Source organism: Streptomyces sp. NPDC048370, assembly GCF_043200825.1.
Taxonomy (GTDB): domain Bacteria; phylum Actinomycetota; class Actinomycetes; order Streptomycetales; family Streptomycetaceae; genus Streptomyces.
In genome coordinates this window covers 21,895-42,172 of sequence record NZ_JBICYI010000012.1, presented here as the reverse complement: position 1 = coordinate 42,172, position 20,278 = coordinate 21,895, and the positions used below count along the sequence as shown (strand labels likewise).

Annotated in this window: 18 protein-coding genes and 1 riboswitch; of the genes, 5 read left to right on the top strand and 13 right to left on the bottom strand. The window is 70.8% G+C overall.

The genetic code is table 11. From position 1 onward, the window contains the following. Positions 1-207 precede the first annotated feature (207 nt). Entirely contained in the window at positions 208-2,004 is a 1,797-nt protein-coding gene (locus ACGFYP_RS24495; protein WP_393497320.1) for an AMP-dependent synthetase/ligase, read from the top strand. 81 nt (positions 2,005-2,085) lie between these two features. On the opposite strand, the gene ACGFYP_RS24490 is transcribed toward ACGFYP_RS24495, so the two are convergent. Beyond that, positions 2,086-3,228, bottom strand: a complete 1,143-nt coding sequence (locus ACGFYP_RS24490) for a glycosyltransferase family 4 protein (protein WP_393497317.1) — start codon at positions 3,226-3,228, stop codon at positions 2,086-2,088. Between the two features lie 98 nt (positions 3,229-3,326). Between ACGFYP_RS24490 and ACGFYP_RS24485 the strand changes: the two genes are divergently transcribed. Further along, entirely contained in the window at positions 3,327-4,616 is a 1,290-nt protein-coding gene (locus ACGFYP_RS24485) for a glycosyltransferase 87 family protein (protein ID WP_393497314.1), read from the top strand. Here the strand turns inward: ACGFYP_RS24485 and ACGFYP_RS24480 are convergent. The 5 genes from ACGFYP_RS24480 to ACGFYP_RS24460 form a co-directional block, all read right to left on the bottom strand. Beyond that, the gene (locus tag ACGFYP_RS24480) at positions 4,573-5,787 is read right to left on the bottom strand and encodes a hypothetical protein (RefSeq protein ID WP_393497311.1); all 1,215 of its coding nucleotides are present in this window, start codon (positions 5,785-5,787) and stop codon (positions 4,573-4,575) included. The two genes, ACGFYP_RS24485 and ACGFYP_RS24480, sit on opposite strands and share 44 nt — an antisense overlap. Before the next feature lie 40 nt (positions 5,788-5,827). Then, positions 5,828-6,847, bottom strand: a complete 1,020-nt coding sequence (locus ACGFYP_RS24475; protein ID WP_393497308.1) for an NlpC/P60 family protein — start codon at positions 6,845-6,847, stop codon at positions 5,828-5,830. 195 nt (positions 6,848-7,042) lie between these two features. Beyond that, the gene (locus ACGFYP_RS24470) at positions 7,043-8,071 is read right to left on the bottom strand and encodes an NlpC/P60 family protein (protein WP_361961735.1); all 1,029 of its coding nucleotides are present in this window, start codon (positions 8,069-8,071) and stop codon (positions 7,043-7,045) included. A 256-nt stretch (positions 8,072-8,327) separates the two neighbouring features. Beyond that, positions 8,328-9,692 carry an NYN domain-containing protein gene (locus ACGFYP_RS24465; protein WP_393497304.1) on the bottom strand — a complete coding sequence of 455 codons (1,365 nt, stop codon included), beginning with the start codon at positions 9,690-9,692 and terminating at the stop codon, positions 8,328-8,330. Between the two features lie 35 nt (positions 9,693-9,727). Continuing rightward, the gene (locus tag ACGFYP_RS24460) at positions 9,728-9,970 is read right to left on the bottom strand and encodes a hypothetical protein (protein ID WP_361961739.1); all 243 of its coding nucleotides are present in this window, start codon (positions 9,968-9,970) and stop codon (positions 9,728-9,730) included. A 157-nt stretch (positions 9,971-10,127) separates the two neighbouring features. Here ACGFYP_RS24460 and ACGFYP_RS24455 point away from each other — a divergent pair, with 157 nt between their 5' ends. Both ACGFYP_RS24455 and ACGFYP_RS24450 read left to right on the top strand, forming a co-directional pair. Continuing rightward, positions 10,128-10,880 (top strand): rhomboid family intramembrane serine protease, encoded by a 753-nt coding sequence (locus tag ACGFYP_RS24455; RefSeq protein WP_393497299.1) that lies wholly within the window; start codon positions 10,128-10,130, stop codon positions 10,878-10,880. After that, the gene (locus tag ACGFYP_RS24450) at positions 10,877-11,158 is read left to right on the top strand and encodes an Lrp/AsnC family transcriptional regulator (RefSeq protein WP_017238849.1); all 282 of its coding nucleotides are present in this window, start codon (positions 10,877-10,879) and stop codon (positions 11,156-11,158) included. Before ACGFYP_RS24455 ends, ACGFYP_RS24450 begins: the two co-directional genes overlap by 4 nt. Positions 11,159-11,206: 48 nt before the next feature. Here the strand turns inward: ACGFYP_RS24450 and ACGFYP_RS24445 are convergent, their stop codons facing one another. The 6 genes from ACGFYP_RS24445 to ACGFYP_RS24420 form a co-directional block, all read right to left on the bottom strand. Beyond that, on the bottom strand, positions 11,207-12,619 hold the full coding sequence (locus ACGFYP_RS24445; RefSeq protein ID WP_393497294.1) for an aminotransferase class V-fold PLP-dependent enzyme: 1,413 nt from the start codon (positions 12,617-12,619) through the stop codon (positions 11,207-11,209). A 191-nt stretch (positions 12,620-12,810) separates the two neighbouring features. Next, a riboswitch (SAM riboswitch) is annotated at positions 12,811-12,927 on the bottom strand. 78 nt (positions 12,928-13,005) lie between these two features. After that, positions 13,006-14,070, bottom strand: coding sequence for an anthranilate phosphoribosyltransferase (trpD, locus tag ACGFYP_RS24440; protein WP_393497291.1), 1,065 nt, complete (start codon positions 14,068-14,070; stop codon positions 13,006-13,008). 141 nt (positions 14,071-14,211) lie between these two features. Beyond that, a complete protein-coding gene (locus tag ACGFYP_RS24435; protein WP_361961756.1) occupies positions 14,212-15,837 on the bottom strand; it encodes a cytochrome bc complex cytochrome b subunit in 1,626 nt (541 codons plus the stop codon). Next, positions 15,834-16,886: a Rieske 2Fe-2S domain-containing protein gene (locus ACGFYP_RS24430; RefSeq protein ID WP_361961758.1), complete on the bottom strand. Its 1,053-nt coding sequence runs from the start codon at positions 16,884-16,886 to the stop codon at positions 15,834-15,836. Before ACGFYP_RS24430 ends, ACGFYP_RS24435 begins: the two co-directional genes overlap by 4 nt. Continuing rightward, complete coding sequence (locus ACGFYP_RS24425; RefSeq protein WP_361961760.1) at positions 16,883-17,692, bottom strand: c-type cytochrome; 810 nt, start codon at positions 17,690-17,692, stop codon at positions 16,883-16,885. Before ACGFYP_RS24425 ends, ACGFYP_RS24430 begins: the two co-directional genes overlap by 4 nt. Before the next feature lie 67 nt (positions 17,693-17,759). Next, positions 17,760-18,380 carry a heme-copper oxidase subunit III gene (locus ACGFYP_RS24420; protein ID WP_352189322.1) on the bottom strand — a complete coding sequence of 207 codons (621 nt, stop codon included), beginning with the start codon at positions 18,378-18,380 and terminating at the stop codon, positions 17,760-17,762. Positions 18,381-18,557: 177 nt separating this feature from the next. Here ACGFYP_RS24420 and ACGFYP_RS24415 point away from each other — a divergent pair, with 177 nt between their 5' ends. Beyond that, complete coding sequence (locus ACGFYP_RS24415; protein ID WP_393497284.1) at positions 18,558-18,959, top strand: hypothetical protein; 402 nt, start codon at positions 18,558-18,560, stop codon at positions 18,957-18,959. A gap of 3 nt (positions 18,960-18,962) precedes the next feature. On the opposite strand, the gene ACGFYP_RS24410 is transcribed toward ACGFYP_RS24415, so the two are convergent. After that, positions 18,963-20,216 (bottom strand): Ig-like domain-containing protein, encoded by a 1,254-nt coding sequence (locus ACGFYP_RS24410; protein WP_361961764.1) that lies wholly within the window; start codon positions 20,214-20,216, stop codon positions 18,963-18,965. Between the last annotated feature and the right edge of the window lie 62 nt (positions 20,217-20,278).

The window sequence follows — 20,278 nt, the reverse complement described above, 5'->3', positions numbered from 1 at the left end:
AGCTGTGGACTACTGTGCGCGAAGCAACGCCACAGCTGTGTGACGCACGGAACATCTGGCCAGGACCCCCTATCGGGAACCCAGTACTGATGGGTAACGTCCGGGCAGTCCAGTTGTGCTCACCCCACTGAGCACCTGCCCGATCTTGGACCGCACCGGTGCATTACACAGAGCCGTGGCGCCGGCGCCCGATGAGGAGCAGCAGTCTTGCGCGAGTTCAGCCTTCCGGCCCTGTACGAGGTCCCCACGGACGGCAATCTGACGGATCTCATCCGCCGCAACGCCACTCAGCACCCAGACACCGCCGTGATGGGACGCAAGGTGGCCGGCGTCTGGACGGACGTCACCGCCAAGCAGTTCCTCGCCGAGGTCCGCGGGGCCGCGAAGGGGCTGATCGCGGCGGGCGTGGAGCCGGGCGACAGGGTGGCCCTGCTGTCCAGGACGCGGTACGAGTGGGTACTCCTCGACTTCGCGATCTGGAGCGCGGGCGCGGTCACCGTGCCGGTGTACGAGACCAGCTCGCCGGAGCAGATCCAGTGGATCCTCGGTGACTCGGGCGCCTCGCTGGCCCTGGTCGAGTCCGCGGCCCACGCGGAGTCGGTGGAGTCGGTACGGGCGAACCTGCCGGCCCTGAAGGGCGTCCGGCAGATCGAGGCCGACGCCGTCGCGCAGCTCACCGCCACCGGCGCGGAGGTCTCCGACGAGCTCCTCGACGAGCGGATGTCGACCGCGCACGCCGACGACCCGGCGACGATCGTCTACACCTCGGGCACCACCGGCCGCCCCAAGGGCTGTGTGCTGACGCACCGCGCCTTCTTCGCGGAGTGCGGCAACGTGGTGGAGCGCCTGAAGCCGCTCTTCCGGACCGGCGAGTGCTCGGTCCTGCTTTTCCTCCCGGCCGCGCACGTCTTCGGGCGCCTGGTCGAGGTCGCGTCCGTGATGGCGCCGATCAAGCTGGGCTGCGTACCGGACATCAAGAACCTCACGGACGAGCTGGCGGCCTTCCGGCCGACGCTGATCCTGGGTGTGCCGCGCGTCTTCGAGAAGGTCTACAACTCGGCGCGGGCGAAGGCCCAGGCGGACGGCAAGGGCAAGATCTTCGACAAGGCCGCGCACACGGCGATCGCGTACAGCCGGGCGATCGGCACGCCGCAGGGGCCGTCGCTCGGCCTGAAGCTCAAGCACAAGATCTTCGACAAGCTGGTCTTCTCCAAGCTGCGGGCGGTGCTCGGCGGGCGCGGCGAGTACGCGATCTCGGGCGGCGCGCCGCTGGGCGAGCGTCTCGGCCACTTCTTCCGCGGGATCGGCTTCACGGTCCTGGAGGGCTACGGCCTGACGGAGTCGTGCGCGGCGACCGCGTTCAACCCGTGGGACCGGCAGAAGATCGGCACGGTCGGTCAGCCGCTGCCGGGCTCGGTGGTGCGGATCGCCGACGACGGCGAGGTGCTGCTGCACGGCGAGCACATCTTCTCCGGCTACTGGCAGAACGAGGCGGCGACGGCCGAGGCCCTTGCGGACGGCTGGTTCCACACCGGCGACATCGGCACCCTCGACGAGGACGGCTACCTCGCGATCACCGGCCGGAAGAAGGAGATCCTGGTGACGGCGGGCGGCAAGAACGTCGCCCCCGCGGTCATCGAGGACCGGATCCGGGCGCACGCGCTGGTCGCGGAGTGCATGGTGGTCGGCGACGGGCGGCCGTTCGTGGGCGCCCTTGTCACCCTGGACGAGGAGTTCCTCGGCCGCTGGGCGAGCGAGCACGGCAAGTCGGCGGACTCGACCGCGGCGACGCTGCGCGACGACGCGGAGCTGCTCGCGGAGGTCCAGCGTGCGGTGGACGACGGCAACGCGGCGGTGTCGAAGGCCGAGTCGGTCCGTAAGTTCCGCATCCTGCCCTCGCAGTTCACGGAGGAGGCGGGCCACATCACGCCCTCGCTGAAGCTGAAGCGGAACGTGGTGGCGAAGGACTTCGCGGACGAGATCGAGGCGATCTACCGCGCCTGACGCGGACGACCCCACGAACGTGGAGGAGGGCCCCTCGGTGCACCCGCACCGAGGGGCCCTCCTCACGTCTTCCAGGGCTGTCTAGAGCAGTTCCTTCAGGCGCTCCGCGAGCAGGTCCCACCGCCAGCGGTCCTCGACCCACTCCCGGCCCCGGGCGCCCATGCGCCGGCGCAGGTCCGGGTCCAGGAGGAGGGTCGCGATACGGTCCGCGGACTCCTCCGGGGCGTCGCCGCGCACCACCCAGCCGGTCTCGCCGTCCAGGACCGCGTCCGGCGCGCCGCCCGAGTCGCCCGCGACGACCGGGAGGCCGGTGGCCGAGGCCTCCAGGTAGACGATGCCGAGGCCCTCGACGTCCAGGCCGCCCCTGCGCGTGCGGCAGGGCATCGCGAAGACGTCGCCGGCGCCGTAGTGGGCCGGCAGCTCCGCCCACGGCACCGCTCCCGTGAACCGTACGGAATCGGCCACCCCGGTCGTCGCGGCGAGGCCGCGCAGCTCCTTCTCGTACGGGCCGCCCCCGACGACGAGCAGCACCGTGCCCGGCACCCGGCGGAGGATCTCCGGCAGCGCCCTGATCAGGGTGTCCTGGCCCTTGCGCGGGACGAGCCGCGAGACGCACACGACCACGGGGCGGTCGCTGAGCCCGAGCCGTTCCCGTACCGCGTCGCCGCCCGAACCGGGGTGGAAGGTCTTCTCGTCCACGCCCGGCGGGAGCTGCGTCATCCGCCCGGCGGCCGCCGGGGTCAGCGCACCGGCGATCCGCGAGCGCGTGTACTCACCGAGGTACGTGAGCGTGTCCGTGCCCTCGCCGATCCGGCGAAGGAGCTGCCGCGAGCCGGGCAGCTGCGCCCAGCCCGCCTCGTGCCCGTGCGTCGTCGCGACGAGTCGCCGCGCTCCCGCCCTGCGCAGCGCGGGGCCCATCAGTCCGAGGGGCGCCGCCGCCCCGAACCAGACCGATTCGCAGCCGTGCTCGCGCAGCAGCGCGGTGGCCCGCGCGGTGACCCGGGGCGTGGGCAGCAGCATGGTGGTGCGGTCCCGCACGACCGTGAAAGGCTGCTCCGCGTCGAACGCGGCGGTCGCCTCGATCCCCTCGCGGCTCCGCTTCCACGTGGAGGCGTAGACCACGACCCGCTCGGGATCGAGGCGCAGCGCCATGTTGTGCAGGAAGGCCTGGATTCCACCGGGTCGGGGCGGGAAGTCGTTGGTTACGATCAGGGTCTTGTGCATCGTCGCCGAATGTACGTGACGGCACCCCCCGCCCGGCAACACCACCCCTCCGCCCGCGCGGACCGAAGAGACCGACCGACGGATTGGACGAGGCAGGAATGACGGGCGTACTGGGTGCGGCTGCCGAGCGCGCGAGAAGGAACCCCGATCTTGTCTGGGTGGTCACCCGGATCGTGCTGCTCCTGTGCGTCTTCAAGGTCGTCACGGTTCCTGGTCCTGACGTCACCAGTGACATCGAGCAGATCTACCAGGGCTGGTTCGAGGTCCTGAAGACCGGCACGTACCCGCTGGACGACGTGACCTGGCAGTACCCGCCGCTCGCCGCCGTCGCGATCCTCTCCCCCGCGCTGCTGCCGTTCCTGGAGTACGCCGCCGCCTTCTTCGTCCTCGCCTTCCTGTGCGACGCGCTCGTCCACGGACTGCTGAGGTACACGGGACGGCGGCGCGGCCGCAGCCCGCGCGGCGCGTGGATCTGGATCGTGGGCGTGCCGCTGCTCGGCCCGACCGCGTACGCCCGGTACGACCTGATGGTCACGGCCGTCGCGGTGGCCGCGCTGCTCGCCGGGGTGGGACGGCCCCGCCTGCTGGGCGCCCTTGCGGCCTTCGGGGCGATGCTGAAGGTCTGGCCCGCGCTGCTGCTCGCGGGCACGCCGCGCGGCCGTGCGACGTTCCGCTCGTGGCCGACGGCGGCGGGCGCGGCGGCGGGTCTGCTCCTGCTGTGCGTCCTCGTGGCACCCGGGGCGCTGGCGTTCCTGAACTTCCAGCGCGACCGTGGCACGGAGGTCGAGTCGCTGGGCGCCCTGGTCTTCCATGTGGCCCGGCACTTCGGCTGGGACGGCGAGGTGCGGATGAACTACGGCTCGATCGAGTTCCTCGGCCCGTACGTCTCCACCGTCTCCACGGCGGCCATGGCCCTGACCTTCGCCGCGTTCGGCTGGCTGCTCGTGTGGCGGATCCGGGCCCGGTCGTTCGCGACGTCGACGCCCGCGGACGCGGCGTTCGTGGCGGTGCTGCTCTTCACCACGACGAGCCGGGTGATAAGCCCGCAGTACATGATCTGGCTGGTGGGCCTCGCCGCCGTGTGCATGGCGTACCGGGCGAGCCGGATGCGCCGGCCCGCGCACCTGGTGCTGTGGGCGACGGCGGTGACGCAGCTGGAGTTCCCGGTCTGGTTCTCGCACGTGACGGACAGCGATCCGCTGGGCGTCTCGCTGCTGCTCGTCCGGAACGGTCTGCTGGTCGTCGCGTCGGTCTCGGCCTGCCGCGCCCTGTGGCGCCAGACGGTGACCGAGCCGCGTCTCGGCCCGGCGACGATCCCGGCCCAGCGGGAGCCTCTGCGGGCCGCTACCCCAGCCGCTGCCGCAGATACCGCCGCCAGTCCTCGGTGAACTCCTCCGGCGTGGTGTCGAGGACATCGGCGAGCGCCTTCTCCACCGCGCCCTCGCGCTGCGGGTGGGCGCCCACCGCGCGGTAGAAGGCCCTCAGTTCCGGCTCGCCCCAGCGCTCCGCGATCAGCGCGCACGCCAGCCAGCCGCCCTCGTACGCCCGGGCCAGGGCGTCCGCGTCGCCGCCGAAGGCGAAGGCCTTGTCGTCGGGGAGGGCCGCAGGGAGCTCGCCCGCGCGGACCGCGCGGCGCAGTTCCGGGGCCGCCTGGGCGGCCGTGCGGCCCGTGTCGCGGTACGCCACCCAGTCGGCGAGGCCCTCGGACAGCCAGACCGGGGTGGCAGCGGAGGTGGCGGCGCGGGTGGCCACGTGGGTGGTCTCGTGGGTGAGGACGACCTGCTGCCCGAAGTCCCCGAGCACGCCGTACGCCTCGGGGTTGACGATCACCCGGTCCGCGGGCGCGTCCGGGCCGCCGCCGACCTCGCCGGTCGTGACGGCCGCCATCCCCCGGTACGAGGGCCCCGGCGCCCCGAGGAGGCCGCCCATGGCGTCCAGCGTGGCCGGGACGAGGACCACGACCCGGCCCGCCCAGTCCTCGGGCCAGGCCGCCGAGACCGCGGGCACCGCCCGGTCCGCCTGCGCCGCGATCGCCTTCAGCCGCTCCTGCGGCTGCCCGACGCCGAGGACGAGGCTGCGCGCTCCCCGTACGGCCTCCACGTCGCCCTGCTGCCACAGCTGCTGGGTGGCGCCCTCGGCGGGCCGGTCGGCGGTCACGTACCAGCGGCCGTCCCGCTCGGTCAGGTCCAGGACGCGTTCGGTGGTGACGGCGCCCGAGTCGTAGCCGTCGATCCGGTAGCTCAGGTCGGCGCGGACCCGCGCCCGGTCCTGCCCGTCCCGGTCGACGTCCTTGAGGCGGTAGGCCCAGGAGGCGAGCGGTACCTCGGCGAGCCGGTCGAACTCCTCGATCGCGGTGGGCGCGTGCGCGGGGTCGAGCGCCACCGCGTAGGCCGCCTCGTCGCGGGCGAGCAGCGCCCGCGCGTGCCGGTCGAGGAGCGTCCGGATCTCCTGCGGCGCGGGGTCGGCCGGCTCCGGGGCGGAGCACCCGGCGAGGGCGAGCAGCGCCGTCAGCAGACAGGCCGCCGCCCTTCGCACCGCTCCACGCCCCTGACCTGCCACGCACCCGATCGTACGGGCACTCGGGCGGAGGGAGGTCCGGTCAGACCCGCGTCACCGTGACGTGGGACATCATCCCCACGGGGTCGTAGCGCACCCGGGCCCCGGGGTAGGGGGCGTGGATGACCTGGCCGTTGCCCGCGTAGATGCCGACGTGGCTGGCGTCGCTGCGGTACGTCACGAGGTCGCCGGGCTGCGCCTGCGAGAGCGGCACCTGCCGGCCCGCGGCCCGCTGCGCGGCCGAGGTCCGGGGCAGGCTGATCCCGGCCTGCCGGTACGACCAGACCATCAGGCCCGAGCAGTCGAAGGCGGACGGCCCGGTCGCGCCCCACACGTAGGGGCTGCCGATGGCACTACGGGCGGCCATCACGGCGGCGGCCGCCCGCGAGGAGGCCGGGCCGAGGTCGGCGAGCGGCGGCAGCTCCTCGGCGAGGCCGTCGCGGCCCGAGCGGGAGGCCCGGCCCTCGAAGTCCGCGCGCTCCTCGGCCGTCAGCGACTGCAGCAGCCTGCGGGCCTCGGCGAGCTTCCGCTCGACGGTGCGCTTGTGCTGGGCGACCTGGGTGCGGCTGCGCTCCAGTTCGGCGAGGAGGTGGCTCGCCTCGGTCCGTTCCTGGTTCAGTCGGCGCTGCTCGTGCTGGAGCCGGCCGAGCGCCACGCCCTGCCGGGCGGCCACCCGGTCGAGGACGGAGGCCCGTTCGAGGTACGAGTCGGGGTCGGCGGAGAGCAGCAGCGCGAGGGCCGGGTCGATCCCGCCGGAGCGGTACTGGGCCCCCGCGACCGAACCGAGCGCGCCCCGCATGCGGTTGATGCGTTCCTGGCCGCGCGCCACGCTGTCCCGCGCCTGGGCGACCGTCCTGCGGAGCACGTCCGCCCGCTCGTCGGCCTTGTTGTAGCCCTCGGTGGCCTTTTCGGCCTCCTCGAAGAGCCGGTCGACCGTGGCGCGCGTCGACTCCGGGGTGCCGACCGGGTCGGCGCTCGCGGGGACGGCACCGAAGGCCGTGGCGGCGGTTGCCGCGGCGGCGGTCAGGACGGTGACCCTGGCGGGTCGTCGGTGGGACGCCACGTATCGCGCTCCGTTCGGCTGTTACCCAGACTGGCGCGGCAGACAGTAGCCGGTGATCACTCCCCGCCCAACGAACCTCTCGGGCACACAAAGTGACGCCCCGCCGGAGACCACAAGGTCACCGGCGGGGCGTCACGTCAGCCAAGGATGCGACAAACCACCCGATTGGGCGTCAGGCCGCGGGCGTCGGGCGCGTCAGATTCGCACGCCGAACTGGAAGGTGCCCATGTAGCTCATGGACTCGTAGCGGACCGAGGCGCCCGGCTTCGGGGCGTGCAGGATCGTGCCGTTGCCCGCGTACAGACCCACGTGCGAAAGGCCGTTGAAGAAGACCAGGTCGCCCGGCTTGAGCTGGCTGCGGCCGATCTTCACACCGTCGTTCTGCTGGGTGTAGGTGGTGCGGGTGAGCTGCACGCCGGCCTGGCGGTAGGCCCACTGGGTCAGGCCCGAGCAGTCGTACGAGTTGGGGCCCTCGGCGCCGGAGACGTACGGCTTGCCGATCTGGGTGGCGGCGGCGCTGAGCGCGGCCTGGCCGCGGGCCGAGGCCGGGACCTCGTTGCCGAGGTCGACGCGGTCGCCCGCGGCGCGGCTGGCGCGCTGCTCCTCCTGCTGGATCTTGGCGCGCTCGGCGGCGGTGAGGGTGTTGAGCAGCTTGCGGGCCTCGGCCAGCTTGCCCTGGTAGCTCTTCTTCTTCTCACCGAGGGTCTTGGTGACGTCCTCGAGGTCGGCGAGCTTCGTCGTGGCCTCGGCGCGCTGCTGGGCGAGGGTCCGCTGCTTGGCCTGGATCGACTGGAGCACGTCGGCCTGCTTGGCGCCGAGCTGGTCGATCGCGGACGCCTTGTCGAGGTAGGTGTCCGGGTCGGCGGAGAGGAAGAGCTGCAGGGCCGGGTCGATGCCGCCGGAGCGGTACTGCGCGCTGGCGACCGAACCGATGCTGTTCCGCAGGGTGTTGAGCTCCTGCTGGCCGCGCGCCACCTTGTCCTGGAGGGTGCCGATCTCCTCCTGCAGCTTGCCCCGGCGCTCGTCGGCCAGGTTGTACTGCTCGGTGGCCTCTTCGGCCTCGTGGTTGAGCTTGTCGACCTTCGACTTGACATCGTCGATCTTCGGCTTGGGGGCCGCCTGGGCGCCGGTCTGGGCGGTGAGCGCAACGGCAGCGGCGGCGGTGACGCCGAGCACGGTCACGCGGGTGCGGCTCGGCTGCTTGGGTCGACGGTGGGACGCCACGAAGGCGAGCTCCTTCTTCCTCGAGCCGCCCAACCAGGCTGCGGCAGGCGGTTCCTCCGCTGCCATCCCGGATGGATGATCAACCGTGCGAAGGTTCGAGGCCTGACCCTAGTGACCATCTTGTGATCAGTTCAAATCCTCATGGGCAAAATCTCGCTCACGGGGCACATTATTTACACGCACCCCACGGGCAGTAATGGCCACTTGACCCTACGCCCTCCAGAATTCGGGCATTACGCCCAGGACTTACGATCCATCACGACATGCGCGAAAGCCGCTTGAGCAACAAGGCGGACGCGACGGGCCGCGCACCGGCCTTGGCGACCCCGTCGGCGACCTCGCGGTCCGTCGAGACGACCACGACGGGACGGCCCGGCGGCTCTGCGCGCACCAGCTGGCGGATCAACTCGTCGGCGGTGACGCCCGGCTTGGAGAACAGCACCCGCACCCCGCGGGGCGGCGCGAGAAGCACAGGGGCGGCCAGCTCGGCCCCGTCGAAGACACAGGTGACCTCGGCGCCCGAGCGGGCCGCGAGCGCGGAGAGCCCGCCGAGCAGCCGCAGCCGCTGCTTCTCCAGCGGCATGGTCGGGTAGCCGGTCTTGGTGACGTTGTAGCCGTCCACGACCAGATGGGCCTGTGGCAGCGCGAGGAGTTGGTCCAGGAGCGCCGGGTCGGTCTCGGAGAGCGCGCGGGCCGCGATGTCCTTCGGCGACATCCGGCCGGGCTCCACCGCGTCGACGGTGTCGGCGGGGTGGACGGAGACGGGCGGCAGGGCCAGTTCGCGACGGAGCCCCTGGGCGGCGTCGAGCACCGTGTCGAGCAGCAGTCGCAGCCGCATGTCCTCCACCGAGCGCCCCTCGCGGGCGGCCCGGCGGCTGGCCTCAAGGGCGGCCTCGACCTCGGCGAGCCGGGCCTTGAGGCGACGGGTCTCGCTCTCGGCGGTGGAGACCTGCGCCGCCGCCTCCGCCCTGATCGTGTCGATCTCGGCGTGGTTCCTGCGAAGGGCCGCCTCGCCGCGCTTCACATCGCTCTGGGCACTGCGCAGCTTGCGGTGAAGCGATTCGGCTTCCCTGCGGGCCGTCTCCAGATCGTGGCGCAGCTGCTCGGTCTCCGCGCGGCCGCGGTCCTTGGCGGAGGCGACCTCCTCGCGCAGCCGCTCCAGCTCGCGACGACCGGCCTCGTCGGCCCGCTCGGCGTCCGCCCGCTGGGCCTCCTCGCCGGCGGCGGCGACCAGCTTGACCCAGCCGGTGGGGCGCAGCACGTAGGCGGCCGCGGCGACGTCGACGGGGTCGGCGGCGGCGGGCGGCGCACCGGTCTCGACGGCCCCGGCCAGCTCGGGCTGCGCCTCCTTGAAGCGCTCGCCGATCCGCTGCCGGAACAGCGGGTCGCTCTCCAGGGCGGCGGCCATGGCGTTGCCGGCGAACTTGGCCCGCCGGCTCGCGGTGAAGCGGGCGTACTGCCGCAGGGGTGCCGGAAGTTCGGCGACGGTCAGCCCGCCGAAGGCGTCCGAGACCAGCGCGACGACCCTCCGCCGTACGCCGTCAGGCAGCGGGCGGTCGAGCGCCTCGGCAGCGTCACCTGCCGCGCCGGCCGGTTCTCCACCGCGCGCGGGCTGCTCCACGTTGCGTCACCCCATCGTCATGGGCGCCGCCTCCGTCAGGAAGCGGGGCCGGGCCTGTCCACCAGTTCGATCTGGTCCACCGCGTTGCACCAGCGGCAGCGGACCGACTCGATGGTCTCACTGACGACCTCGCGCTCCTCGACCTTCGGCTCACCCGCGAGATCCAGATGGACGTACTCGACGACCTTGGAGGAGCGGGTCACATCGAACCGGGTCAGATTGCCGCAGAGCGTGCAGCGCCAACGGGTCTCGGCGGTCGGCAGGGGAACCGTCGTCATCGGGTGCCGTCCTCTTTCATTGCGTGATGCGGATGCGGGTGCCGCGGTGCGCCGTCGAACTGCGGAGGTACAACGCGTAACCCTACGGCCTTGCGGGTACCCCGTGTCGCGGCGAGGCACTCTGTCCAGTTCGACCCCGTTACGCCATGATCTGTCCATGATCGATTGGCGGCGGATCGACTGGCGGCGGACGGCCCTCGGCACATGGCGGGGCGCCCGGACCGGACCCACGGTGACGTACGCCCTGATCGGCGCCTGCTGCCTGGTCTTCGTGATCAGCCCGGTGTCGGGCCTCAATCCCGTACACGGGACAGGCGACACGCTCCTCGCGGCGCAGAGCGCGTACTTCCACCGCTGGGGGGTCGTCCCCGCGGAGCTGATGGGCGGCGGCCCGCCGCGCACCCTGCTCACCCCGCTGACCGCCCTCTTCGTCCACGGCAGCTGGCTGCACCTGCTGGGGAACATGCTCTTCCTCTACGTCTTCGGCGCGATGACCGAGGAACGGATGGGCCCGCTCGCGTTCGGCCTCTTCTATCTGGCCTGCGGCTATCTGGCGCTGCTCGGCTACGCGGCGGCGCACGCGGGCAGCGAGCAGACGCTCGTGGGGGCCTCGGGGGCGATCTCGGGGGTCCTCGGCGCGTTCCTGTATCTCTTCCCGAAGGCACGGGTGACCAGCCTGTTCCCCTTCCTGCTCTTCCTGCCGCTGCGCTTCCCCGCCTGGATCGTGCTGGTCTTCTGGTTCGTGCTGCAGTGGCTCGCGGCCCGCGCGGCGGGCGCCGGGCCCGGCGTGGCGTATCTGGCCCATGTGGTGGGCTTCGCCGTCGGCTTCCTCTACGCCTGGGGCCGCTACCGGGGTGGGGATACAGTGAAGTCCCCAGCCGCGGCGACCGAGGGAGAAAGCCAGCCGTGATCACCGCGATCGTGCTCATCAAGACCAGCGTGGACCGCATCCCCGAGATCGCGGAGTCGATCGCCGCGCTCGACAGCGTCAGCGAGGTCTTCTCGGTGACCGGTACGTACGACCTGATCGCCATGGTCCGCGTGCCCCGGCACGACGACCTGGCGGACGTCATCCCCGGCCGGATCAGCAAGATCCCGGGCGTCGAGGCGACGGACACGCACGTGGCGTTCCGTACGTACTCCCAGCACGACCTGGAAGCGGCCTTCGCCATCGGCCTGGAGTCCTGACGAAGGGGGCCCCGACAGGAGGCCCCCTTCACCCGTACGAGTGGGTGCTCAGCCGCGGTCCGGGACGCAACGGCCGTCCTCGGTGCGGTACTTCCACTGCGCGCCGTCCCGGACGAGCTCCTTCACGGCCCGTACGAAACGCTCCACGTGCTCGTCCGGCGTACCGGCGCCGAAGCTGACCCGGATGGCGTTGAGCGACTTCTCGCCGGGCGCGGCCTCGGGCGCGCCGCACTCGCCCTGGGTCTGCGGGTCGCTGCCGAGCAGGGTGCGGACCAGCGGGTGGGCGCAGAAGAGGCCGTCGCGGACGCCGATGCCGTACTCGGCGGAGAGCGCGGCGGCGAAGTGCGAGCTGTTCCAGCCCTCGACGACGAAGGAGATGACGCCGACCCGGGGAGCGTCGTCGCCGAAGAGCGAGAGCACCTTGACCTCGGGCACCTCGGCGAGGCCCTCGCGGACGGTGGCGACGAGGTGCTGCTCGCGGGCGACGAGCTGGTCGAAACCGGCCTCGGTGAGCGCCTTGCAGGCGGAGGCGATGGAGTAGACGCCGATGACGTTCGGCGAGCCGGCCTCGTGGCGGGCGGCGGTGGTGTGCCACTCGACGTCCACGCCGCCGTCGGCGCGGCGGGCGACCTTCTTCGACGCACCGCCACCGGCGAGGTACGGCTCGGCGTCCTGGAGCCAGTCGGCACGGCCCGCGAGGACACCCGAACCGAACGGGGCGTACAGCTTGTGACCGGAGAACGCGACCCAGTCCACGTCCAACTCCCGTACGGAGACGGGGTGGTGGGGTGCGAGCTGGGCGGCGTCGAGGACGATCCGGGCGCCGTGGGCGTGCGCGGCGGCGGCCAGCTCCTTGACCGGCCACAGCTCACCGGTGACGTTCGACGCGCCGGTCACGCAGACGAGGGCGGGGCCGTAGGGATCGCGGTCGGCGAGGGCGCGCTCCAGGGTCTCGACGGCCTGGGCGGGCGTGCGGGGCGCGTTGAGGTAGGTGACCCGGGCGTCCTTCCACGGCAGGAGCGAGGCGTGGTGCTCGGTCTCGAAGACGAAGACCTCGCAGCCGGCGGGGATCACGGCGGCGAGCAGGTTGAGCGAGTCGGTGGTGGAGCGGGTGAAGACGACCTGGTCGCCGGGGCGGCAGTCGAGGAACTCGGCGACGGTGACGCGGCTGTTCTCGAACAGGTCGGTGGAGAGCTGCGAGAGGTACCCGGCGCCGCGGTGGACGCTGCCGTAGTACGGGGCGTACGCGGCGACGTCGTCCCACACCCGCTGCAGGGCCGGCGCGCTGGCGGCGTAGTCGAGCGCGGCGTAGGTGACCTCGCCCCCGGTCACGAGCGGCACGGTGACGTCCCGCCCGAGGACCGGGAGCGGGGCGGCGCAGCAGGGGTCGCCGGCCTCGGAGTCGGCGGTGGCGGTGGCGGTGGCGGTGACAGTGGCGGCGGCGTTCGGGTACGCGGACATGGCGGTATCTCCCGGCAGGAATGGGCAGCGAAGGGCCCGCAGGGCAGCGCGAAGTGGGGTGCCTCGTACGGGTGTTGCCTCGACACACGGTGGTCGTGCGGAGGGTGGGGAAACGGGGCCGAAGGGCCCTATCGCATTCGCTTGCTCACGAGACTGCTCCCTTGAGGACCAGGACCCCAGGGTGTCGCAGGGGTCCGCGCTTGCCGTAGACCTTGCTGCCTACGGCCTGGTCTTCACCCGGGGCACCCCGCCACGGACGGAGGGTTGCCGGACAGCCAGCCGGGGCCTAATGGCTGTCACTCATGACCTGGCACAGAACGTATGCCACGTGATCGCCGCCGCGCAACCCCGTCCCGGATTCCGGAACGGGGTCGCGCCGCGAGCTGCTACCTGTTGCTTGCCGCGACCCAGCGCTCCAGGGCCTGCCTGGCGGCCCCCGAGTCGATCGACTCGGCCGCCTTCGCGATGCCCTCGCGCAGCTGCTCCACCAGGGTGCCCTCCCCCGGGTGCAGCGCCACGAGCGCCGCCGCCGAGTTCAGCAGGACCGCGTCCCGTACGGGACCGGTCTCGCCCGCGAGCAGCCGGCGCGCCACGTCCGCGTTGTACGAGGCGTCGGCGCCGCGCAGCGCCTCCACGGGGACGAGCTCGATGCCGACGTCCCGCGGGTCGAAGGCCTCCTCGCGCACCTTCCCGTCCCGTACCACCCAGACCCGCGAGGTGGCCGTGGTCGTCAGCTCGTCCAGGCCGTCGTCGCCGCGGAAGACCAGCGCGGAGGAGCCGCGCTCGGCGAGCACGCCGGCCATGATCGGGGCCATCCGGGCGTCGGCGACACCGGTCGCCTGGGCCTTGACCCGGGCCGGGTTGGTGAGCGGACCGAGGAAGTTGAAGGTGGTCCTGATGCCGAGCTCCTTGCGGGCCGCGGCCACGTGGCGCAGCGCCGGGTGGAACTTCACCGCGAAGCAGAAGGTGATCCCGGCCTCCTCCGCGACCTCGACGACGCGCTGCGGGGTCAGCTGCAGATTGACGCCGAGCTTCTCCAGGACGTCGGAGGCGCCGCTCGCGCTGGACGCGGCACGGTTGCCGTGCTTGACGACCTTGGCGCCCGTGCCGGCCACGACGATCGCCGACATCGTGGAGATGTTGACGGTCTTGGCGCCGTCACCACCGGTGCCGACGATGTCCACGGACGGTCCGGGGACTTCGATCACGTTGGCGTGCTCGTACATCGTCCGGACAAGGCCGGAGATCTCCTCGACGGTCTCGCCCTTGGCGCGCAGCGCGACCGCGAAGCCGGCGATCTGGGCGTCGGTGGCCTCGCCGCGCAGGATGCGGTCCATCGCCCAGGCGGTGTCCTCGGCGCTCTGGTCACGGCCGGTGAGCAGCCCGTCCAGGACGGTGGGCCAGGAGCGGCCCGCCGACGTAGGTCCTCCAGCGGGGGTCGCAGCGCTCATGGCAGCTCCTGGTCATCACGTAACGGATACAGCACCCACCCTATCGATCCACGGGGACGGCAAAGAGCCCCGTCCATCGAATGGACGGGGCTCCCGCTGTGGCGACCTTGCGACGACCGTCAGGTCGTGTGGATCAGGTGATCAGTGGTGGCCGTGGCCGCTGGTGATCTCCTTGTACTCCTCGGCGGTCGGCTTGGCGATCTGGTGGTCCTCGCCGTAGTAGCCCTTGCTGAGCTTGACGCGGAGCTTCTCCATGCGACCGACCTTGCGCTCGACGCCGTTCTCGTCGACCAGCGGGCCGAGCTCGGCCGGCTTGTTCTGCTCGTGCGCCGTGAGCTTGTACAGCTCGCCCTGGCTGAGCGGCTGGTGGACCTCGACGAACTCACCGTGCGGCAGGCGCTTGATGATGCCGGACTCGCGTCCGTGCAGCACCTTGTCCTTGTCCCGGCGCTGGAGGCCGAGGCAGATCCGCTTGGTGACGACGAACGCGATGACCGGTCCGACGAAGAAGAAGATCCGGACGAACCAGGTGATCGAGTTGATCGACAGGTGGAAGTGGGTGGCCCAGAGGTCGTTTCCACCACCGACGAGCATGATCATGTACGCGGTGATCCAGGCGACACCGAAGGCGGTGCGCGTCGGAGCGTTGCGCGGGCGCTGCGCGATGTGGTGCTCGCGCTTGTCGCCCGTGATCCAGGACTCGATGAACGGGTAGACCGCGATGGCCGCGAGGACCAGCGGGAAGATCGCCAGCGGGATCATCACGCCCAGGACGAGCGTGTGGCCCCAGAGGTTGATCTCCCAGCCCGGCATGACACGGATCAGACCCTCGGCGAAGCCCATGTACCAGTCGGGCTGGGCGCCGGTGGACACCTGGTCCGGGCGGTACGGGCCGAGCGCCCAGATCGGGTTGATCGAGGCGATCGCCGCGATGACCGCGATGACACCGAAGACCAGGAAGAAGAAGCCTCCGGCCTTGGCCATGTACACCGGCAGCAGCGGCATGCCCACGACGTTCTTGTTCGTACGGCCGGGGCCCTCGAACTGCGTGTGCTTGTGGTAGAAGACCAGGATCAGGTGGGCGACCACCAGGCCGAGCATGATGCCGGGCAGCAGCAGGACGTGTGCCGAGTAGAACCGGGCCACGAAGTCGCCGCCGGGGAACTCCCCGCCGAACAGGAACATCGACAGGTACGTGCCGATGACCGGCACGGACAGGATCGCGCCCTGCATGAAGCGGACACCGGTGCCGGAGAGCAGGTCGTCCGGGAGCGAGTAACCGGTGAAGCCGGTGAACATGCCCAGGAAGAACAGCAGGAAGCCGAACAGCCAGTTGATCTCACGCGGCTTGCGGAACGCACCCGTGAAGAACACGCGCATCATGTGCACGAACATGCCCGCGAGGAAGATCAGCGCCGCCCAGTGGTGGATCTGCCGGATGAGCAGACCACCGCGCACATCGAAGGAGATGTGCATGGTCGAGTTGAACGCCTCGGACATCAGCTGACCCTGGAGCGGGATGTAGCTGCCGTGGTACTCCACCTCGTTCATCGACGGGTGGAAGAACAGCGTCAGGTACACACCCGTCAGGATGATGATGAGGAAGCTGTAGAGGCAGATCTCGCCCAGCATGAAGGACCAGTGGTCCGGGAAGATCTTCCGCATGTTGGCCTTGGCCAGGGAGTAGATCCCGAGACGGCCGTCGGCCCAGTCGGCGACCCGCTCACCGGCGGGTGCCTTCTTCTTCGAATCGGTCACAGTGCTCATCCGCGCTCCCAGAAGGCAGGGCCGACGGGCTCGTCGAAGTCGCCGAGCGCCTCCAGGTTGCCCTTGTCGTTCACACCGATCCGCAGCTGCGGAAGGGCGTGGCCGGCCGGGCCGAAGATGACGCGGGCGCCGTCGGCGAGGTCGAAGGTGGACTGGTGGCACGGGCAGAGCACGTGGTGGGTCTGCTGCTCGTACAGCGAGATCGGGCAGCCCACGTGGGTGCAGATCTTCGAGAAGGCGACGATGCCCTCGTGCGACCACTCGAGCTCGCGCTTGTCCTTGATGTCCTCCGGCTGGATCCGGACGATCATCAGGGCGGCCTTGGCGATCTCGACCTGGAAGTTGTGGTCGTGCTCCGAGAGGCCCTCGGGCATCGCGAAGGTCAGCGAACCGACGGCGACGTCCTCGGGACGCAGCGGCTCGTGCGTGTTCATGTTGATGAGCTGCTTGCCGTTGGCCCACAGGGTGGTCCGGAGCTTCTTCTCGGGCAGCGGGCCCATGTCACGCAGCAGCACGATGCCGGAGAGCGGTACGAGCGACAGCGCACCGAACATCGTGTTGCGGATGAGCTTGCGGCGGCCCATGCCGGACTCGGCGGCACCGGCCGCGAAGTCCGCCATGACCTTCGCCTTGGTCTCCGGCGACGCCTGGATCGGGTGACGCTCGTCGGCGATCTCCACGTCGGACATCAGGGTGCGGGCCCAGTGGACCGCGCCCGCGCCGATGAAGAAGAGCGCCGCGCCGAGGGTCAGACCCAGGGCGAAGTTGAGCGCGCTCACCCGGCCGAACGGCCAGATGTAGACGATCTTGTCGACCGGGAAGATCACGTACGAGGCGATGAAGCCGACAGTGGCCAGCATCGACAGCGTGAACATGAAGGCGACCGCACGCTCGGACCGCCTGGCGGCCCGCTCGTCGATGTCCTGGATGCGCGGCTTGTGGGGCGGGAGGCCCGGGTCCGCGAACGGGTCGTCGAGGACCTTCACCGCGCCGTGCGCGGTGTCCTGCTCAGCGGGCAGGTTCTCTTCTGGAATCTCTTGGCTACTCATGACTTCTTGGCCTTAGCGGTGTGGGCCGCGACCCAGACGGCAACTGCGATCAGCGCACCCAGACCGAAGATCCACGCGAACAGACCTTCGCTGACGGGGCCGAGGCCACCGAGCGAGAGCCCGCCGGGGCTGTCGGCCTTTTCGCCGTTGACGGCCTGGACGTACGCGATGATGTCCTGCTTCTCCTGCTCCGGCATGGTCGTGTCCGGGAAGGAGGGCATGTTCTGCGGGCCGGTCTGCATGGCCTCGTACAGGTGCTTCGGGCTCACGCCTTCGAGGCTGGGGGCGTACTTGCCGTGCGTCAGCGCGCCGCCCTCACCGGTGAAGTTGTGGCACTGGGCGCAGTTGGAGCGGAACAGGTCGCCACCACGGGCGATGTCGGCGCCGTCGGGGCTGTACTGGCCCTCGGTCGGCGTGATCGGGCCGGCGCCGAGGGAGGCGATGTACGCCGCGAGCTGATCGATCTCAGCCTGCGAGTAGATGACCTTCTTCTTCGGCACCTGGGCGCCCGGCTGCTGGGCCGGCATACGGCCCGTGCCGACCTGGAAGTCCACGGCCGCCGAACCGACGCCGACCAGGGACGGGCCGTCAGTGGTGCCCTGACCGCCGGTTCCGTGGCAGCTGGCGCAGCCGACGGCGTAGAGCTTCTTGCCCTCCTCGATGGCGAGGGACTGGGCTGTTTCATCGGCCTTCGCCGTGCCCGCAGGCGCGAACGCGGCGTACAGCCCCCCGGTGGCCGCCAGCGCGAGGAGTAGGACGACGACCGCCGCCAGCGGATGGCGTCGTCGTGCGGAGAGCTTTTTCACGGATTACCCCGGTGTCAGGATCTTCTGCGTCGATGCTTGCTGGATGTGCTCGGGTCCCGGGACCCGATTACTTGATCATGTAGATCGTGGCGAAGAGGCCGATCCAGACGACATCGACGAAGTGCCAGTAGTAGGACACGACGATGGCGGCGGTTGCCTGCTCGTGAGTGAACCTCTTGGCGGCGTACGTCCGGCCCAGGACCAGCAGGAAGGCGATGAGACCGCCCGTCACGTGCAGGCCGTGGAAGCCGGTGGTCAGGTAGAACACCGAGCCGTACGGGTCCGACGAGAGCGAGAGCCCCTCGTGCTTGACCAGCTCGGTGTACTCGAAGACCTGGCCGCCGATGAAGATCGCACCCATCACGAACGTGATGATGAACCACGTCCGGAGCTTCTTCACATCGCCCCGCTCGGCGGCGAAGACGCCGAGCTGGCAGGTGAGGGAGGAGAGCACCAGGATCGTGGTGTTGGTCGCCGAGAACGGGAAGTTCAAGGCGTCGGCCTTTTCCGTCCAGAACTCTGGACCGGTCACCGATCGCAGGGTGAAGTACATCGCGAAGAGGGCCGCGAAGAACATCAGCTCGGAACTCAACCAGATGATGGTTCCGACGCTGGTGAGGTTCGGTCGATTGACCGACGGGTGCGCGTGCCCGGTTTCTACTGTCGTTACTGTCGCCACGACCGACATTATGTCGGTCGCTTATCCCGCCCTCACTCCGGGGGGTGCCGTTCGGAGTGTCAGGGGCGTGTGTCCAGCCCGAACGGCCCATCGCGGCAGCCTCCCGACCGGTGTCGTACCGGTGTTGACGGGGTGTGGGACGGAGTAGCATCCCGCGCATCGGTTGATGACCTTCACGGAGGAACGATGCAGTCGAGCGCCACGGTCCTGGTCTACAGCGACGACGCGAACACGCGGGAACAGGTGCGGCTCGCAGCGGGTCGCAGGCCCGCTGCCGACGTTCCGCCGGTCGAGTTCATCGAGTGCGCGACACTCCCGGCCGTGCTCGCGCGCCTTGAGGAGGGCGGGATCGACGCCTGTGTCCTGGACGGCGAGGCCGTGCCCGCGGGCGGTATGGGCGTCTGCCGGCAGATCAAGGACGAGGTCTTCCACTGCCCGCCGGTGCTGCTCCTGATCGGCCGGCCGCAGGACGCCTGGCTGGCGACCTGGAGCCGCGCGGACGCCGCCGTCACCCTTCCGGTGGAACCGGTCGAGTTCGCGGCGTCCCTGGCGGGCCTGCTGCGCACGCGCCTGTCCATCGACGCGTAGGCGCTAGACCGAGGGCCGCAGGCGGGTGGGGTCCGACTGGTGGACGGCGCTCTTGGCGTCGGCCACCAGGGCGCTGCCCTGGCGCCACTTGTCCCAGGTCAGGTTCCAGTCGCCGAAGCCGTTCCCGAACGGGTCCATCGTGTCGCCGTAGCTGTTGACGGTCCTCACGATGTCGCCCGGGCGGACGGTCTCGTAGAACCAGGCCGCGTTCCCCGTCGACATGCCGACACAGCCGTGGCTGACGTTCGCCACGCCCTGCGAGCCGACGGACCAGGGCGCGGCATGGACGTACTCGCCGCTCCATGTGACCCGTGTGGCGTAGTAGACGGGCAGGTCGTACGACTCGGAGCTGCCCTCCGCGATGCCGATGCTGGTACCGCGCATCCGTACGAAGTACTCCTTGCCGAGCACGACCTTGATTCCGTTTCGGGTGGAGAAGCCCGGTTTGCCGGTGGTCACCGGAATGGTATTGATCACTTCTCCGTTGCGCCGCACGGTCATGTAGTGCGAGCCGGCGTCCGCGACCGCCTCGATCCGGTCGCCGATGGTCAGCTTCAGCGGCTTCGACTCGCCGCCGTAGAGCTTGTCGCCGACCTTGACGCCCGCGAGGTTGCCGGTGACGTTGATCGTCGCGCCCGTGGGCCAGTACTCCTTCGGGCGGAAGTGCAGCTTCTTGTCGTCCACCCAGTGCCAGGAGCCCTCGACGGTCGGCGTGGAGCGCACCTTCAGGGCCCGTTCGACCACCGCGCGGGCCTTGCGGTCCTTCACCGGGAGGCTGAGGTCGGCCGTGATGGGCTGCCCGACGCCGTACTTGCCCGCCTCCGGGCCGAACTCGACCGTCAGGGCCCGCTTGGCCGGGGCGGTCTCGAACGTGAACGTACGGGTGCCGGGGGCGCCGTCCTCGTCCTCCACGGACACCTTGACGGTGTACCGGGCGCCGGCGACCAGGGAGCCCGTGGAGCGCCAGAGGCGGCCGTCCGCGGTCAGTTCGCCGGCCAGGTGGTGCCCGGTCGCGTCGACGGCCGTCACGTCCGTGATGCGGCCGTCGGAGCCCTTGGCGGTGATCTCCAGCGCCTTGTCCGGGTCGGCCTTCCTGCCGTCCGCCGGAGTACTGAAGGAGACCTGCTCCGCCGCGTCGTACGGCTTCGCCGAGAGCGGGTGGCCGTCGGTGCCCGCGCAGGCGCCGGCGCCCACGCTGACGAGGAGGGCCAGAAGAGTGCAGCTCAGAACAGTCCGAATGCGCGGCGTGTCGTTCATGACATCACCGTAAGAACATTCCACCCGACCAGCGCGTCGAGTGCTGCAAACGAGGGGCCCGG

Bases quoted from the DNA above. Each gene is read 5' to 3' on its own strand.
- ACGFYP_RS24490 (WP_393497317.1), bottom strand. From the start codon at position 3,228: ATGCACAAGACCCTGATCGTAACCAACGACTTCCCGCCCCGACCCGGT.
- ACGFYP_RS24485 (WP_393497314.1), top strand. From the start codon at position 3,327: ATGACGGGCGTACTGGGTGCGGCTGCCGAGCGCGCGAGAAGGAACCCC.
- ACGFYP_RS24460 (WP_361961739.1), bottom strand. From the start codon at position 9,970: ATGACGACGGTTCCCCTGCCGACCGCCGAGACCCGTTGGCGCTGCACG.
- ACGFYP_RS24455 (WP_393497299.1), top strand. From the start codon at position 10,128: ATGATCGATTGGCGGCGGATCGACTGGCGGCGGACGGCCCTCGGCACA.
- ACGFYP_RS24445 (WP_393497294.1), bottom strand. From the start codon at position 12,619: ATGTCCGCGTACCCGAACGCCGCCGCCACTGTCACCGCCACCGCCACC.
- trpD (WP_393497291.1), bottom strand. From the start codon at position 14,070: ATGAGCGCTGCGACCCCCGCTGGAGGACCTACGTCGGCGGGCCGCTCC.
- ACGFYP_RS24435 (WP_361961756.1), bottom strand. From the start codon at position 15,837: ATGAGCACTGTGACCGATTCGAAGAAGAAGGCACCCGCCGGTGAGCGG.
- ACGFYP_RS24430 (WP_361961758.1), bottom strand. From the start codon at position 16,886: ATGAGTAGCCAAGAGATTCCAGAAGAGAACCTGCCCGCTGAGCAGGAC.
- ACGFYP_RS24420 (WP_352189322.1), bottom strand. From the start codon at position 18,380: ATGTCGGTCGTGGCGACAGTAACGACAGTAGAAACCGGGCACGCGCAC.
- ACGFYP_RS24415 (WP_393497284.1), top strand. From the start codon at position 18,558: ATGCAGTCGAGCGCCACGGTCCTGGTCTACAGCGACGACGCGAACACG.
- ACGFYP_RS24410 (WP_361961764.1), bottom strand. From the start codon at position 20,216: ATGAACGACACGCCGCGCATTCGGACTGTTCTGAGCTGCACTCTTCTG.